This window comes from Levilactobacillus sp. HBUAS70063 (genome assembly GCF_038374745.1).
In the GTDB taxonomy this organism is placed as follows: Bacteria; Bacillota; Bacilli; order Lactobacillales; family Lactobacillaceae; genus Levilactobacillus.
This window is the reverse complement of sequence record NZ_JBANSM010000004.1, coordinates 296559-312550: the sequence shown is the minus strand read 5'-3', so window position 1 is coordinate 312550 and position 15992 is coordinate 296559. Positions and strand designations below refer to the sequence as shown.

Here is a 15992-nt window from a genome sequence, read left to right as displayed (position 1 = left end):
CCCACCTGCAATCAACAACAACTGCTACTTCCAAAGCAACTATAATCTTGCGAAACAAGTGCATAACCATCAGAATTTTCCAGCTGCCATGTAACAACCATAAATGAGCAAAATTCAGTCTCAGTCATAGAATTATCCGGTTAGATACATTTTTAAGCGATTTTTGAGACCACTCTTTGGCTCAAAGCATCTTCTCAGAGGATCCAGACCAAATTTAGCCAACGGTAGAGTACCCAGCCCTTGCGACATAAGCCCCTTCGATTTGACGCCTATTTCGACAACTTCTGTTGCCACTTGTAGACCTGGCTCATGACGTCCATGGGCGTCATCCCCATCAGGTTGAGGTGGCTGAGCTGGTCAATCACCTTGGCCTGGGCCGGATTCATCTCCGGTTCGTCGTTGAAGAGGGACAACTGTTGATCGGTTGCCGGCGCTTCTTCCGGCGCCACGTCCGCCGCTGGCGCCTTGTCGGCCGGGGCCTCCTCTGCCACGGCTGGCTGGGTTTCGGCCGCCGGTGCGGTGGCTTCCGGTGTCGTCGCTTGTTCAGGAACCGCCACGGCCGGTTTCGCCGCGGCCTCGTCTTCCAAGTCGGTGAGGATAACCTCGGCGCGCTTTAACAGCGGCGTGGGCATCCCCGCTAATTTCGCCACATGAATCCCGTAGGACTTGTCGGCCGGCCCCGGCTGCATCTGGTGCAAGAAGACCAGGTCACCATCCTGTTCAACGGCGCCGACGTGCACATTGCGCAAGGCCTTCAGCGAGTCTTCCAACGCGGTCAACTCATGGTAGTGGGTGGAGAACAGCGTCTTGGCGTGCACCTTATCGTGGACGAACTCAATGATAGCTTGGGCCAGGGCCATACCGTCATAGGTGGCCGTCCCCCGACCGATCTCATCGAATAAAATCAGGCTATTCGCCGTGGCGTGACTCAGCGCGCGGTTGGCCTCCTGCATTTCAACCATGAAGGTACTCTGACCGGAGATCAGGTCATCGGCGGCCCCGATTCGCGTGAAGATCTGGTCGAACACCGGCATCTGCGCCGATTCGGCCGGTACGAAGCACCCCATCTGCGCCATGATGACGGTTAAGGCCAGTTGCCGCATGTAGGTACTCTTCCCGGACATGTTGGGCCCGGTTATCAGTAAAATATTGGTCTGGTTATCCATGGAAACGTCGTTGGGCACATAAGACTGCCGGCCCAAGACCTTTTCCACCACAGGATGCCGACCCTGTTTAATCTCGAGATCGTGTCCCGCAATTAGCGTGGGCTTGACGAAGTGGTAGTCTTCGCTGACCACCGCAAAGCTCTGGAGCACATCCAGACTGGCAATGATGGCCGCCAGCTTCTGGAGCCGCGTGATGGCGGTCTTCACCTGTTCACGCAGGTCGACGAATAACTTGTATTCCAGTGCCGTGGACTTCTCCTCGGCCTCCAGGATGAGCCGTTCCTTTTCCTTGAGTTCCGGCGTCGAGAACCGCTCTGCGTTAGCCAACGTCTGCTTACGCTCGTAGCGGTCGGCGGGGAGTTTGTTCAAATTCACCTTGGTAACTTCAATGTAGTAGCCGAAGACGTGGTTATAACCAATCTTTAGGTTGTTGATGCCGGTGACTTCCCGTTCGTGGGCCTCCATCTCGGCCAGCCACTGCTTCCCGTTGCGCATGGCGTCGCGGTACTCATCGAGTTGGTCGCTGTAGCCGTCCCGAATGACGCCGCCGTCCGTCACCGACAGTGGCGGTTCGGGCACGATGGCGTCGCGAATGGCCGTGGCCACGTCTTCAACGGGGTCGAGATTGCGTAGCGTGCTGTCAAAGACCTTTTCACCGAGGTCTTCAATCGTGTGGGCAATCTGGGGCACCTGTTCCAGCGAGGTCTGGAGCTGAATCAGGTCCCGACCGTTGACGCTACCAAAGGCGACTCGACCGGCCAGACGCTCCAGGTCATAGACCTTGACCAATTCGGCCTGCAGATTGCTGCGTTCGAAGTAGTGGTCGAGTAAGACGCCGACCTTTTCCTGGCGTTTTTCGATCTGGGCGCGGTCGATCAGCGGCCGGTCCAGCCACTGCTTCAGTAACCGCCCACCCATGGCGGTCTTGGTCTCGTCTAACAGCCAGAGTAAGGTCCCCGACTTTTTCTTGGTCCGTAAGTTTTGCGTAATTTCCAGGTTCGATTGCGAGGCGTGATCCATCTTCAAAAAGGCCGTGGGCTGGTAGGCTACCGCTCGTTGTAAATGGGCCAGACTCCGCTTCTGCGTTACCGTCACGTAGGTCACCAACACGCCCACCACTTGCTTCAGCAGATCGCTGGTCAAGTCCTGTTCCACGTAGCTTAATTCGGAACTGGCCTGCACGTCCGGTTGGGTCGAAATCATCATCCCCAGCTGCCGGCAACGGTCCTGAATAGCGGCGTCAATCGTGGTATCCACGACGACTTCCTTGGTCTGAAGACTCATGAGCTCGTTGACGACCGTGTCCACCGTGGTTAACTCGGCGGCCTTCAGTTCCCCCGTGGAGAGGTCGGTGTAGGCCAAGCCGTAGTGCGTGTCATCGGTCATCGTCAACGCCGTTAAATAGTTGTTGCGTTTGGCCCCGGCCGCACCGGTATCCGTCTGGGTGCCGGGCGTGACCAGCTGAATAACCTCACGCTTCACCATGCCCTTGGCTAACTTCGGGTCCTCCATCTGTTCACAGATGGCGACCTTATAGCCCTGGTCGACTAAAATATCGATGTAGTTTTGGACGGCCTTGTGCGGCACTCCACACATGGGAATCGGGTTCTTCGCGCTGTGGCTTCGCGTGGTTAACGTCAACTCCAACAGCTGGGAACCCTTCACGGCGTCCTCATTAAACATTTCATAGAAGTCCCCGAGCCGATAAAACAGGAAGGCATCCGGATACTGATCTTTAATTTTTTGATATTGGGCCATCATGGGCGTCGTTTTCGTCATGGAAATTGGTTCATCCTTTCACTTCACAAAAAAATTAACTTTGGTAGGGGTGTTGCGGGCTAATCAGGATGGGGTGAATGCGTGAGGCGTGGCCGGTCTTATCGTTGAGATCGATAACACAACCGGACAACAGGCCCGCCCCCTTCTCCTGAACCGTGTAACGCGTGGGTCGCTGATTTTCAAAGCGTTCAATCACGCTATCCGCCTGCATCCCCAACACACTGTCGGCCGGGCCGGTCATGCCCGCTTCGGTCAAGAAGGCCGTCCCGTGCTTGAGGACCTGCGCATCGCTGGTCTGAACGTGGGTGTGCGTGCCCACCACGGCCGACAGCTGCCCGTCGTAACGCATGGCAAAGGCCCGTTTCTCGCTGGTGGTCTCGGCGTGAAAGTCGACGAAGACAAAGTCGGTGTTCAGCTCCGGCAGTAAGTCCTGCATCAAGGCAAACGGATCGTCCATCGGATTCATGAAGACCCGCCCCTGCAAGTTGACCACGGCCAAGACCTGTTGATTAACCTTCACCTTCGTCCAGCCCTGTCCCGGCGTATCGCCCGGGAAGTTCGCCGGCCGCACCAGGCGATTGGCCCCCCCGATGAAGTCATAGAGCTCGGCGTTGTCCCAGGTATGATTCCCCATGGTGACCACGTCCGCCCCGTCTTTCAAGAGTTGCTTGTAAATCTTTTGGCTAATGCCGCGGCCAACGGGGGTCGAATTTTCCCCGTTGACAATGGTGACCTGTGGCTTTAAATCTCGCTTGAGCTGTGGCAGGTACTCGTGAATCATGTCCACACCAATATTTCCAACAACATCACCAACAAAAAGAATACGCATCTTCGTTCCCCTATCTGTGACCCCCGTGGGCCCGCAATTGACCGGCAGTGCCGATTATTTTTTAGACTGGCGTTTCACCGCGCAGTTTGCTTCAATTTTCAAATTTACATACGGTCTATTTTACCATGGATTTGCGGTCAGTGACGTAAAAAAGCTAGGACCAACTTGGCCTAGCTTCTCTGACTTATTTTGCATATTCAACTGACCGGACTTCCCGAATGACGGAAACTTTGACGTGACCTGGATAATCCAAGTCGCCCTCAATCTGTTTCTTAATGTCTCGTGCCAAGACAACGGCATCCGTATCGGAAATCTTATCTGGCCGCACGATGACTCTCACTTCACGTCCAGCTTGGATGGCAAAACTGTGGTCAACCCCGTCGAAGGCGTTGGCAATCGTTTCTAACTTATCTAAGCGGTGGATGTAACTTTCCAGAGAATCAGAGCGTGCGCCTGGCCGGGTTGCCGAAATCAAATCGGCGGTCCCCACCAGTTCCGCAATCACAGACTGCGGCGCCGTTTCATCCGCTTGAGCGGCAATAGCGTTTACCACAACGGGGCTCTCACGATACTTCTTCGCAAGTTCCATCCCGGTCGCAATGTAAGAACTATCATCCTCGTGTTCAGCGGCGCGGCCAATATCATGTAATAATCCTGCACGTTTTGCTAACGTAACATCCTCACCGAGTTCAGCGGCTAAGACCCCAGTGATCTTGGCAACCTCAATTGAATGGGCTAAAGCGTTCTGCCCATGAGAAATTCGGAAATTCAAGCGGCCGACCAGCTTGATTAACTCGGGATGCATCGAATGAATCCCGAGGTCAAACGTTGTCTGCTCACCAAGCTCCCGAACGTGTTCGTCCAGTTCTTTCTTGGCTTTGGCCACCATTTCCTCAATCCGAGCCGGATGAATCCGGCCGTCTTGAATCAACTTCTCCAAGGCAATCTTGGCAACTTCTCGCCGTAAGGGGTCAAAGCCACTCAAGACGACAGCTTCCGGCGTATCATCGATAATTAAATCAATACCGGTCAACGTTTCGAGGGTCCGAATGTTGCGGCCTTCACGACCGATGATCCGACCCTTCATGTCGTCATTAGGTAACGTCACTACAGAAATTGTGGTTTCCGTCACCATGTCGGCGGCACTCCGTTGAATCGCTGACACAATCAGGTCCTTGGCATTGGCCTCGGCCGTCTTGCGGGCTGACTCTTCGCTTTCCTTGATCATCTTTGCGCGTTCACCCGCCAGAGCCGTTTTGGCCTCTGAAATAATCAGGTCCCGTGCATCTTCCTGGGATAAGGCGGCGACGGTTTCCACTGCCTCCTGCCGTTTTTCAATCAGTGAGTCTGCTTGTTGCTGTTTCTTAGCTAAATTCTGTTCTTCACCACTAAGCTTCTTGTCTCGGCGGTTCAACGAATTCTCGCGTTTTTCCAGAGAGTTGTCTTTCCGGTCCAGCGTTTCTTCCCGTTGAATCAAGCGATCTTCTTGCTTCTGAACTTCGGCACGTCGTTCTTTCAGCTCCTGTTCGACTTCCGCACGATACTTGTGACTGTCCTCTTTGGCCTCTAACAGCGCCTCTTTGGTAGCAGTCTCAGCTTGCTTTTTGGCTTCGGCCAAGACACCTTGAGCGGTGAACTTGGCAGCATCTAGCTTGCGTTCGTAGACCGACTTACGATAGTAATAACCGCCCACGACACCAACAACGATAGCGATGATTGCGAGGATTATAATTGGAACACTCATGATTCCACCTCCGCATCATCAAAAATGACTAATTTAAAATCAGACTTTTCAAGATGTTGATATGATAACTGACGCAACTTCAATTTTAATGGTTGCCATCAACGCTGTCAACTAAACTCCTCGGAATCCCCCACCAAATTCACGGTGAAGCCCGCCAACGCTTCTGAAGTCTCGCAATGACCGCTAACTTCGCCGCTTCAGACGACTTTTTGCGCAATGAAAAAGGCTTGAAGATAACCCTTCAAGCCGACTTCCTACTTGCCTTGCGGCTTATTCGGAATTAATTCACTTTGTTGTGTACTGGGCTTTTTGCCCTCTTTTTTTGTTTTAGCTTCGTCCTTGGCATTCTCCGGCTTCTTGCTCTCCGGTGTCTCATCGCCATCGACATTGACACCGTAAGCCGTCCGAACCCGGGCATTGACCTCGGCCATCATATCGGGATGATCGGCCAAGTACTGCTTGGCATTCTCCCGACCCTGACCAATTCGGTCTTCGCCATAAGAGTACCAAGACCCGCTCTTATCCACGATGTCCTTTTCAACGGCCATATCCAGGAGTTCCCCGGTCTGCGAAATCCCTTGACCGTACATGATATCGACTTCGGCCCGCTTGAATGGTGAAGCCACCTTGTTCTTAACGACCTTGATACGCGTCCGGTTCCCGATGACATCGGTACCGTCCTTAATCTGTTCGGCCCGGCGTACTTCTAGGCGCACCGTAGCATAGAACTTCAGGGCCCGACCACCAGGGGTGGTTTCGGGGTTACCAAACATAACCCCAACTTTTTCCCGAATTTGGTTAATGAACAGGGCAATCGTCTTGGTCTTGTTAATGGTTCCGGAGAGCTTCCGTAAGGCCTGCGACATCATCCGGGCTTGTAACCCCACGTGGGCGTCACCCATTTCGCCTTCGATTTCGGCCCGTGGGACCAATGCCGCCACGGAATCCACGACAACAATGTCAACGGCACCACTAGAAATCAGGGCATCGGCAATTTCCAAACCTTGTTCCCCCGTATCTGGTTGGGAGAGCAGCAGACTGTCAATATCTACCCCTAGGGCCGTTGCGTAGGCGGGGTCCAAGGCGTTTTCGGCATCGATGTAAGCCGCGGTACCGCCACGCTTCTGCACTTCAGCCACCGCGTGTAAGGCCACCGTGGTCTTCCCTGAAGATTCAGGGCCGTAAATTTCAACGATTCGTCCGCGCGGATAACCGCCAACTCCCAAAGCCACATCGAGGGCTAACGAGCCAGAAGGGACCGTCTCCACCTGCATGTTGGTGTTGTCACCTAACCGCATGATGGAGCCCTTACCAAAGTCTTTTTCAATTTTCTTAAGCGCCTTATCCAGCGCCGCTTGTCGTTCGTCAGCCATCTAAATCCTCCTTAGGTGCGTTACATTTCAAGTAACACTATACCGATTTATGTTCTAAAAAGCAAGCAAAAAGAGAACAAAAGTTCCCCTTTATTTTTGGGCCACTAAAACCCGGCGTAACCAATCTAAGGCCTGCATCACGGCGCGCTCACGGATTTTGGCCCGGTTGCCGGTCAAGTGTAGCAACTTGGCCTGCGGGGCCTGTTGCCGCTGGGCCAAGCCCAACCAGACGGTGCCCGCCGGCTGACCTTCTAACGCATCGGGACCGGCCACCCCGGTAAAGCTCAACGCAAAGTCCGTATCCAGCTTCTGCCGGGAGCGTTCAGCCATTTCCCTGGCCGTGGCCGCACTCACCACCCCATCCGTGTCAATCACGTTCTGGGGAACACCTAGCAGGTCGTGTTTGGCCGCGTTGGCGTAGGTCACAAAGCCTCCAGGAAAAACGGCCGAAACGCCCGGCACATCCCCTAGGGTACTCTGAAATTTGCCGGCCGTAAGACTCTCGGCCGCCGTAATCGTCAACTGTCGGTCGATCAGCGTCTTCACCACGACTTGGGCCAGACTGTTATCATCGCCGAAGCCGTACAGGTAGTCCCCCACACGACTTTGAATGGTGGCCGTCATCTGATCCAACAGACGATTGCCGGCCGCCGTGGACTGGGCCGTGGCCGTTAACCGCAGCGTCACCTCGTTGACCTTCGCATAGGGCGCAATGGTCGGATTCGTCTGCTGGTCAATCAAATCGGCTAGCTGCGTGACCAGCTCTGCTTCCCCAATTCCGAAGAAACGGAGCACCCGTGAAACAAGAAATTCTTGCCGATTATAGGCGGCCTTCAGTCGGGGTAAGGCTTCGTTCTCAAACATCGGCTCCAACTCACTCGGCGGACCGGGTAACAGCATCAAATCTGCCCCGTTAGGATCGCGATAGAAGGACCCTACGGCCATTCCCGTCGCATTCTGGAGCCGTTCACTCCCCGCGAGATAAAGTGCCTGTAAGCGATTGTTAGGGGTCAATTTTTGCCCGGTCGTCGCGAAGTGTTGCTGAATCTTTGCCATCGCCGGTTCGTCCTCTACCAACTTCACCCCTAATAGCTGGGCGACCGTCTGCTTGGTCAGATCGTCTTTGGTGGGACCGAGGCCGCCACTAATCACGACCAAATCACTCCGCGATCGCGCCTGATTGACCACCGCCGTCAACCGGCCGGCATTGTCTCCCACCAGCGAATGGTAGTACACCTCAATCCCGGCGTCCGCCAGGCCCTGGGCGATATAGGCCGAGTTCGTATCAACTACTTGTCCCAGCAAGATTTCCGTACCGACCGCAATAATTTCCGCTTGCATGTTACCCCTCCTGAAAGGCGCCTTTACTTAACTCCGTAAAATCGCCATGTTTTTTCGTTAAAATTTTAATTTCTTTGCTCGCAATCTCAAACTTAGTCTTGGGATTGCAGACTGGTTTGGGTTAGCCGCCCGGTTGTTCACCAGATTTGGCCAGAAACGCGGTGGGCAGGACAGAAAAAGCCCAAGTCCTGTCTTTTCCCTCGCTTCAAACCAAAAAGTGACGTCGCCAAGTCGCCATCTTTCAAGTCATCCACTTGGAAAGTCCCACAGCTGAAACCAAATTTGGCTTCACTCACGGCTAAGGTAGTGAACACCACAAAAATAAGTCATTGTAGGTTCCAGCATACCACTGAATGCCCGCAAACGCTGACCATTCGAATCCCCATTTCTACTTGAGAAGCCAGATAACCCCCGTCACCAAAGGCACGGGGGTTATTGCTAATCCTATTCGGCGGAAGAATCCGCAAAGACTTGCCGGTTTTGCACGAAGTAGTCGATTCCCGAGTAGATCGTGAAGAACAGGCAGATGTAGAAGAAAATCAAAGCCATCGGAATGTGAATGGTCCCAAAACCAATGTTGTTCAAGAGTAAGAGGATAATCCCCACCATCTGCGTTGTGGTCTTAATCTTCCCCGGCCAAGCGGCGGCCAAAACTCGGCCCCCCGTCTCAACCACAATCAGCCGTAAACCGGTCACGGCCAATTCCCGGCAGACGATGATGGCCACGCCCCAGGCGGGAACGGCGCCCATATCCACTAATAAGATAAAGGCCGTCATGACAATCATTTTATCCGCCAATGGGTCGGCAAACTTCCCGAAATTTGTGACCAAGTGTTGTCGCCGCGCGATTTGGCCATCCAAAAAGTCGGTGATGGACGCCGCCGCAAAGACGATGGCCCCCCAGATTTGCGTGACCGGAATCGTGGTGCCCAGCCACACCACGTTGCCCCAATTCAAGGGGACGACTAAGAGCAGTAAGAAAACTGGAATCAAGATGATCCGCACAATGGTTAAGCGATTTGGAACATTCACGAACATTTCCTCCTTAAACATATCTCACGAAAAAAGCGCATCGGTCGCCACGGACCGACCCGCTTTTCCATTATTTAAATTCTAGTGTCACCGTCTGAACCTGACTCGTGGTCGTGGTACTTGAACTCGTCGTGGTGCCAGAGGTACTGCTACTTGAAGCGGTGCTGGTGGCAGTGGCGGACGTGAAGTCAAACGTCTTGCCGTCAACCTTCACCTTCGTATCTGGCGCGTTCCCAAACTTGAAGGTCACACTCGTGGCGGAGCTAGGAATCGTCATCGTGTGTGACGTGGATGACGACAGCGTTCCTTGCCAACTCGTGGCGCCATTAACCGTAACGGCTACCCAGGCACTGGTGCTAGCGGACAGCGCCACCTTCGGCTTAGATGAAGCATTCTTCATTTCCCAAGTTGAGCCGGAAGACGTCGTGCTCAGTTGCTTGAAGCTGGCCACTTTCTTCTTGGAAGAAGACTTCGAAGACGTGCTACTTGACTTCGATGAGCTACTGCTAGAAGACTTGTTAGAACTACCGGAAACGCTGACCGAACTGCTGTCGACGTTATCCTTCTTGGTGCTACTTCCATTACGGGAAGCCGCGACCCAGATACCGACCAACACGACCAGCACCACAATCACGATGCCAATCACGGGAATCGTCCGCCGAAGCTTCACGTACCGGTCATCGACCTTCCGTTGCTGCGAACGGGTCTCCGGGTTGTTTTCGTTAACCTTATCAACATATTCTTGTGTCTGCGTACTTGGCAGGGCACTATCAAATTGCTTTAATAGTTCAGCCCCATCCAGATCGACCATGTCCGCGTACTGCTTAATAAAGGCCCGGACGTAGAAGTCCCCCGGGAGTTCATCGAAGTTTTGATCCTCAATCGCAATGAGGTAACGCTTCTGAATCTTGGTCGTTTGTTGCAAGTCGTCCAACGTGAAACCCTTAGCAATCCGGGCATCGCGCAGTGTTTTCCCCAATGTTATTTTGTTTTCACTCATTTTTAATTCTCCACCTGTTCAAAATTTCTCTACTAGCAGTATAGCATAGGCGCTCCCTCATTTTCAGCGACAGGCCCCAGAATTCATGATTTAACGGTTTCTTAATCTCCGGTTACGGCAGAATCGTGTAGACCGTTTGCCGACTTTGGGCCAAGAAGTCCCGTGCGGCGGCCAACAGCTCGTCAAAACTTAATTGCTCCAAAATAGTTAGTTCATCGAAAATAGTTGCGCCATCAAACAGTGGCCCGTCGTATTGGTTGGCAATCCCCTCGACCGAGTTGATTGCCCCCACGATGCGGCCCACGGCTTCGCGTTTAACTAGGTCGAATTGCGGCTTAGCGGCCGCCAATTGCGCCGGCGCATCCGCTAAGATAGCGGATAATTCATTGGCGAACTGTTCCGGTCGATCGGTATCCCCGGCCAACTGGGCAAAGTGCGCCCCTCGCTGGACCTGGAAGTCGTAGCCGAAGCTGTCGTCAATCACGTTGGCATCGTACAGCCGTAGATAGTTATCGCTGGTATCATTAAATAGCAGGTCAAACATCAACGACACGGCCACGCTGTAGCGCAGACCATCCCGACCGGCGGGCACCGTGTCAAAGCCGCGCAGGCCAATGCTAACCTTGGGCCGCGAAACCGTGAGTTGCCGCGTGGAATCGGCGACGATGTCTGCGGGTTTAGCCTGCGGCGACGGCACGCGGGTGATCGGTTCGTTGGGCGCAAAGGTCTTGGCATCTTGATTGGCCGTAATCCACGCCAAGGTCTCCTCCGGATCGAGTTGGCCGACGATTACCAAGCTCATATTGCTAGGGTGATAGAAGGTGTTGTAGGCCGCGTACAGGTCATCGGCCGTAATCCGATCGATGGAGTCCACCGTCCCCGCAATGTCGATGTGCAGGGGTTCCTTGGGGTACAGGTGACCAATCATGCCAAAGTAGCTCTGCCATCCCGGATCGTCATCATACATTTGAATTTCTTGGCCGATGATACCCTTTTCCTTATTAACCGTGGCCGGCGTAAAGTACGGGTCCTGGACGAAGTCGAGTAAGATCTCCAGGTTCTCCTTGAGGTGGCTGGTCGTGGCAAATAAGTAACTGGTCTGCGTGAAGCCCGTGAAGGCATTGGCACTGGCCCCATATTTACCAAATAAGTCAAAGGCGTCATGGTCCTTCTTCTCAAATAGCTTGTGTTCCAGGAAGTGGGCAATCCCATCCGGGAAACGAACGGGCTGTTGCTGACCGCGCGGCACGAATTCATTGTCCATGGCACCGTAATCGGTGGTCATAATCGCAAAGGTTTTATGGAAACCCGCCTTGGGCACCATCAGAACCTTTAGCCCATTGGTTAAGGTCGCCTGGTAAACCGTTTCGCCTAACCGGTCATACGTCTTTTTATTCAGCACCCTGCACACCTCCATGTAAACAATACGTTGCTTGCAGCGTGACCTGCTGGGCCACCCGCGTCACATCGGCAACGGTAATTTTCGCTAATTTTTCCTGCCAAGCCGCTAACGGTTCGTGCAGGTGGGTCAATTGGGTATTTAACAATCCCGTCAATCGCCGTTGCGGACTGTCCAGCGCCGCCAGCCGAGCGTTCAACAGGCTTGCCTTAACTTCCGCCAATAATTTTTCGGACAGCTCGCCGCGTTGAACGGCGGCCAATTGCTCGGCAATGATGGCCTCGACGCGCTGTTGATTTTCCGCTTGAATCCCCGTCTGAACGCTCAGCGTCCCGGTAAAGGGACTGTATCCGCTGCTGGCGTAGTAGGCCAGACTAGCCTTCTCCCGCACGTTGGTAAATAACAGTGAGAGCGGTGTTCCCCCGAAGGCCGCGTTAAAGACCACGGCCGCCATGAAGTCCGGGTCATCGCGATAAATGGGGAGTTGGTAAGCCAAATTCAACTTGGCTTGAACCACCGGCGCCTCATCATCGCCGACCTGAACGTGGTCGCGTAACGACCAGCGATAGTACGGTGAATCCGCCTCAACCGCGCGATCGGCTAACGGCCAATCGGCCATCGCCGCCTTGGCGCGTTGCTCGTCGACATCCCCGACCACCGCCACGTGGACGGCGTCGTGAGCCAACATCTCGTGGTAAGTCCCCAAGATATCGGTCGCCGACAGGTCATTTAACACGTGAATATCACCCAAGGCACTCATCGCCTGGGTGGGCTGTCCCGTGAAGAGCAGCTCCTGAAGTCGGCGGTTGGCCAGGTATTGTTTGTCATCGTCTAGTGATTTAATCGCCGTCAGCAGGTTCTGCCGTTGCTGGGTGAAGGTCGTGGGATCAAAGTTCCCGTTGGGCAGTAAGGGCGCGAATAGCACTTCTTTTAGCAACGCCATTCCCTGATCGAATAGGGCCTGTTGATCGCCGAAATTATCGAGATACTGTTCGTCAACCAGTGAACACGTCAAGCGAATGACGTGCTTAGTCCCTAGCTTCAACACGCTAATCCCGAAGCTAGCGCCGTACAACCGCGACAACTCGCGGGCCAGTGCGGTCTGAGTGGGATAAGCCGCCGTGCTGGTCTCCAAGACCTGAGCCAATAGCGCACGGGCCGTGATCGCCGTGGCCTGTAGTGGCGCCACGAAGTCGACCTTAATCCCGATCGTTTTAAATTGTTTTGTGGGCAACAAGTCCAAGGTTACCCCGTCTTTTATGCGAAAGTGCACGCGCAATTGCCTCCTCTAGCAAAATACTAATCGGTGTTTAATTCTAAAGGAACCGCGCCTCAAATACAAGCAACGACCGCGGAGAATTGTTGGCAACCACCCGATCGTGGCCAAATACTTGCTAAGATTAATGATTGGAACCAGCACTGCAATATTGCGTGGACTGGCCGCCTTGCCGTTCGCAAAATATGAGCTGGATCGCGGTGGGCAGGACCGGAGAAAGCCTGAGAAGCGGTCTTTCTCCTCGCTTGGAACCGCCACAAACCGGCGTTTCCAAGTCGCCATTATCTGACCGACCAACGTCGGTCAGATAATCCCACGGCTGAGCTCATATTTTGCTTCACTCACGGCTGCGATTGGCTTATCCCTAACAAGCCACTTCACCCCGCAAGTAACACCCACAACATTAGCCGCTTTAATCAACAATTCTTTCAGTTCTACCCAAGGCCACCAAATTTGCGACCTTTTGCTACCCATTCCTTAGCTAACAGCCAAACTAACCCTACAGCCACAACACTTAAAAAACTCGCGACCGAAGCCTCGAGTTTCCCAATCTTACTTATTCTTCAGCAGCGGCGTATCCACGTTGCTACCGAACCATTTTTCATTAATCTTTTGTAGCTGACCATCGGCGGCGAGCTTCTTCAGCCCGGCGTTAATCTTCTTGCGCAGGGTCACATCGCCCTTACGCATCCCCACGGCAAATTTTTCCTTGGGGAAGCTACCCACGGTCACCCGATAGTTTTCAGGGTGAGCCTGGTGCTTGATGTAATAGTTGGCGTAGGTGCTATCGATTAGGAGCCCCTTGATCCGGCCCACGTTTAGGTCGATGAAGGCGTTGGTGAAGGAATCGTAAGTCACAGCCTCGTGATTTTTAATCCGATTCTTCAACAGCTTGGGGTACGTGTCGATATCGTTGGCGCCGGATGACCCGGTTTGCGCGCCCAACACCTTCCCCGTCATATCCTGATACGAAGTGATATGGTTCTTCTTCAGCGTGACCAACACCTGGTCGTTATTGAGATAGGTATCCGATAAGGCCACCTGCTTCGACCGCTGAGGTGTGATGGAGAATCCGTTCCAAATCAAATCGATCGTCCCGTTATGCAGCTCCGTGACGTTCATGTTCCAGTCGATGGATTGGAAGTCTACCTTGATGCCGTACTGTTTAAAGACGGCTCTGGCCAAGTCGATGTCGTAGCCCACCAGCTTCCCACTCTTCTCGCGGAAGCCCATCGGCACAAAGCTATCGTCCAGGCCAATGACGACCTTCTTTTTCTTCTGAATCGTTGACCACGTGTCCTGCGTATTGGCCCGCTGGGTGACGTTTTCGCCACAGCCGGCCAACGTCAGGGTTAACCCGACCACGAGCAGGGCTAGCGCAATCACGCGCATTTTTCTAAATTTCATGGTGCGGTGCCTCCCTACTCTTTTGGTTCAACCCGTAACATCTGATCGGCAATGGATTCGGCAAACGGCATATCGTGGGTCACCACAATCTGCGTCATGCCTTCGTCCTTGAGTTTTAAAATAATCTCTTCCACTTCTTTACGCAGGTCTGGGTCCAGCGCCGAGGTTGGTTCATCATAGCACAACAACTTGGGGTGCATGGCCAAGGCTCTCACGATGGCAACCCGTTGTTTCTGCCCACCGGAGAGTTCGTAAGGGAACAGATCGGCCTTGCCGCCTAAGTTCAGCCGTTCCAGTAAGGTACGGGCTTCCTTTTCGGCGTCCGCCTTGGGTTTCTTCAAGACCATCGTCGGGGCCAGCACCACATTTTGTAAAACGGTGAGGTTGGGGAATAATTGGAAGTCCTGGAAGACCACCCCAATCACAGCATCATTATCCCGGTTCGTGGCGGGATCGAAGGGCTGACCGTCCAATAGGAACTGACCGCCATCGACCATTTCAAGCCCGCTAATGCACCGCAGTAATGTGGTCTTGCCGGCCCCGGAAGGCCCGACAATCGTCAAGATCTGGCCATCGTTGACCGTCAAATCAACGCCGTCCAAGATGGTTTTACCATCAAATTTTTTCGTAATTCCTTTAAGTTCTAACATGAGTCAACCATCCTTTCTCTAACGCCAGTAGCTGTAGTGCTTTTCCAACCGCTTCAAGACCAACGTGCAGACGGCCGTCAACAGTAAGTAGATGACGCCGACCAGTAACATTGGTACCAGCGTCACGTCTCTGGCCATGGCCACGTTCCCGGCACGCAACAGGTCGCCTAACCCGATGACGTAGACCAACGAGGAATCCTTAACCAAGTTAATGACTTCGTTGCCGATGGACGGGAGCACAATCTTGACCACTTGTGGAATCACAATCTTACGTAGCGTTTGCCACTTGGTCAACCGCAGTACCCGGGCACTTTCATACTGACCCACGGGGATGGCTTGCAGGCCGCCCCGGAAGATCTCCGCGAAGTACGCCGTATAGTTCAGGATGAAGGCGAAGAGCGCCGCATCGTAACGGTTGAAGACAATCCCGATGATGGGTAACCCGTAGAAAACGAAAATTAATTGCAATAACAGTGGGGTTCCTCGCATCAACCAAACGTAGATGTTAATCAACCACGTTAAGGGTTTAAACCGGGTAATCATGCCTAACCCGACCAGAATCCCTAACGGAACGGAAATGATTAAGGTCCAAAAGAATATGGATAACGTCATTCCGGTACCGGAAATCAGTGATGGTAAAATCTGACTAACATAGTGCATAACAATTCTCCTCCTTCTTTAACTAAAAAAAGCCCTCTTGAGATTTCTCTCAAGAGGGCGTAATCACGCGGTGCCACCTCATGTCTTCGGTGAGCTCACGCCACACCGACTCACGGAGTTCCTCGCAATCCCATGAAAATAAAAAAGTCCTCTTAGACCCTAACTGGGCCTAAGAGGACGATCACATCGTGGTTCCACCTCTAGTTTGTTCAGCCATCACTGACTGAGCCTCGGCGAGTTGCAAGCAACTCCAGCTGTAACGGGCTAACCCGGATCATCCTACTTCCTTCAGACGACCAACTCACAGATGTGTTTCGGTTTAACCAGACCACCCGT

Annotated in this window: 12 protein-coding genes and 1 other annotated feature (1 of these 13 only partly in view); all 12 genes read right to left on the bottom strand. The window is 53.4% G+C overall.

All coding sequences use genetic code 11. The features are described 5' to 3' along the window. Positions 1-269: 269 nt before the first annotated feature. Complete coding sequence (gene mutS / locus V8I28_RS08285; RefSeq protein ID WP_341779709.1) at positions 270-2951, bottom strand: DNA mismatch repair protein MutS; 2682 nt, start codon at positions 2949-2951, stop codon at positions 270-272. Between the two features lie 28 nt (positions 2952-2979). Continuing rightward, positions 2980-3774 carry a TIGR00282 family metallophosphoesterase gene (locus V8I28_RS08280; RefSeq protein ID WP_341779641.1) on the bottom strand — a complete coding sequence of 265 codons (795 nt, stop codon included), beginning with the start codon at positions 3772-3774 and terminating at the stop codon, positions 2980-2982. Between the two features lie 184 nt (positions 3775-3958). Next, a complete protein-coding gene (rny, locus tag V8I28_RS08275) occupies positions 3959-5518 on the bottom strand; it encodes a ribonuclease Y (RefSeq protein ID WP_341779640.1) in 1560 nt (519 codons plus the stop codon). A 254-nt stretch (positions 5519-5772) separates the two neighbouring features. Further along, positions 5773-6891 (bottom strand): recombinase RecA, encoded by a 1119-nt coding sequence (gene recA / locus V8I28_RS08270; RefSeq protein ID WP_341779639.1) that lies wholly within the window; start codon positions 6889-6891, stop codon positions 5773-5775. Between the two features lie 90 nt (positions 6892-6981). After that, positions 6982-8232 carry a competence/damage-inducible protein A gene (locus tag V8I28_RS08265; RefSeq protein ID WP_341779638.1) on the bottom strand — a complete coding sequence of 417 codons (1251 nt, stop codon included), beginning with the start codon at positions 8230-8232 and terminating at the stop codon, positions 6982-6984. A 444-nt stretch (positions 8233-8676) separates the two neighbouring features. Then, positions 8677-9264 (bottom strand): CDP-diacylglycerol--glycerol-3-phosphate 3-phosphatidyltransferase, encoded by a 588-nt coding sequence (gene pgsA, locus V8I28_RS08260; protein WP_341779637.1) that lies wholly within the window; start codon positions 9262-9264, stop codon positions 8677-8679. A gap of 70 nt (positions 9265-9334) precedes the next feature. Continuing rightward, entirely contained in the window at positions 9335-10264 is a 930-nt protein-coding gene (locus V8I28_RS08255) for a helix-turn-helix domain-containing protein (RefSeq protein ID WP_341779636.1), read from the bottom strand. A 112-nt stretch (positions 10265-10376) separates the two neighbouring features. Continuing rightward, positions 10377-11663 carry an EF-P 5-aminopentanol modification-associated protein YfmH gene (gene yfmH, locus V8I28_RS08250; RefSeq protein ID WP_341779708.1) on the bottom strand — a complete coding sequence of 429 codons (1287 nt, stop codon included), beginning with the start codon at positions 11661-11663 and terminating at the stop codon, positions 10377-10379. Further along, a complete protein-coding gene (gene yfmF, locus V8I28_RS08245; protein ID WP_341779635.1) occupies positions 11656-12936 on the bottom strand; it encodes an EF-P 5-aminopentanol modification-associated protein YfmF in 1281 nt (426 codons plus the stop codon). The genes yfmH and yfmF overlap by 8 nt, the downstream gene beginning before the upstream one ends. Positions 12937-13491: 555 nt before the next feature. Further along, positions 13492-14346: an amino acid ABC transporter substrate-binding protein gene (locus V8I28_RS08240; protein WP_341779634.1), complete on the bottom strand. Its 855-nt coding sequence runs from the start codon at positions 14344-14346 to the stop codon at positions 13492-13494. A gap of 14 nt (positions 14347-14360) precedes the next feature. Next, complete coding sequence (locus V8I28_RS08235; RefSeq protein ID WP_341779633.1) at positions 14361-14996, bottom strand: amino acid ABC transporter ATP-binding protein; 636 nt, start codon at positions 14994-14996, stop codon at positions 14361-14363. An 18-nt stretch (positions 14997-15014) separates the two neighbouring features. Next, the gene (locus V8I28_RS08230) at positions 15015-15656 is read right to left on the bottom strand and encodes an amino acid ABC transporter permease (RefSeq protein ID WP_057733620.1); all 642 of its coding nucleotides are present in this window, start codon (positions 15654-15656) and stop codon (positions 15015-15017) included. 170 nt (positions 15657-15826) lie between these two features. Beyond that, positions 15827-15992 (bottom strand) — a binding site (T-box leader) (it continues 62 nt past the right edge of the window).

What these genes read in the sequence shown, in the direction of transcription:
- V8I28_RS08230 (WP_057733620.1), bottom strand. Translation starts at nt 15,656, where the DNA reads ATGCACTATGTTAGTCAGATTTTACCATCACTGATTTCCGGTACCGGA.
- V8I28_RS08240 (WP_341779634.1), bottom strand. Translation starts at nt 14,346, where the DNA reads ATGAAATTTAGAAAAATGCGCGTGATTGCGCTAGCCCTGCTCGTGGTC.
- rny (WP_341779640.1), bottom strand. Translation starts at nt 5,518, where the DNA reads ATGAGTGTTCCAATTATAATCCTCGCAATCATCGCTATCGTTGTTGGT.
- V8I28_RS08280 (WP_341779641.1), bottom strand. Translation starts at nt 3,774, where the DNA reads ATGCGTATTCTTTTTGTTGGTGATGTTGTTGGAAATATTGGTGTGGAC.
- recA (WP_341779639.1), bottom strand. Translation starts at nt 6,891, where the DNA reads ATGGCTGACGAACGACAAGCGGCGCTGGATAAGGCGCTTAAGAAAATT.
- V8I28_RS08255 (WP_341779636.1), bottom strand. Translation starts at nt 10,264, where the DNA reads ATGAGTGAAAACAAAATAACATTGGGGAAAACACTGCGCGATGCCCGG.
- V8I28_RS08265 (WP_341779638.1), bottom strand. Translation starts at nt 8,232, where the DNA reads ATGCAAGCGGAAATTATTGCGGTCGGTACGGAAATCTTGCTGGGACAA.
- V8I28_RS08235 (WP_341779633.1), bottom strand. Translation starts at nt 14,996, where the DNA reads ATGTTAGAACTTAAAGGAATTACGAAAAAATTTGATGGTAAAACCATC.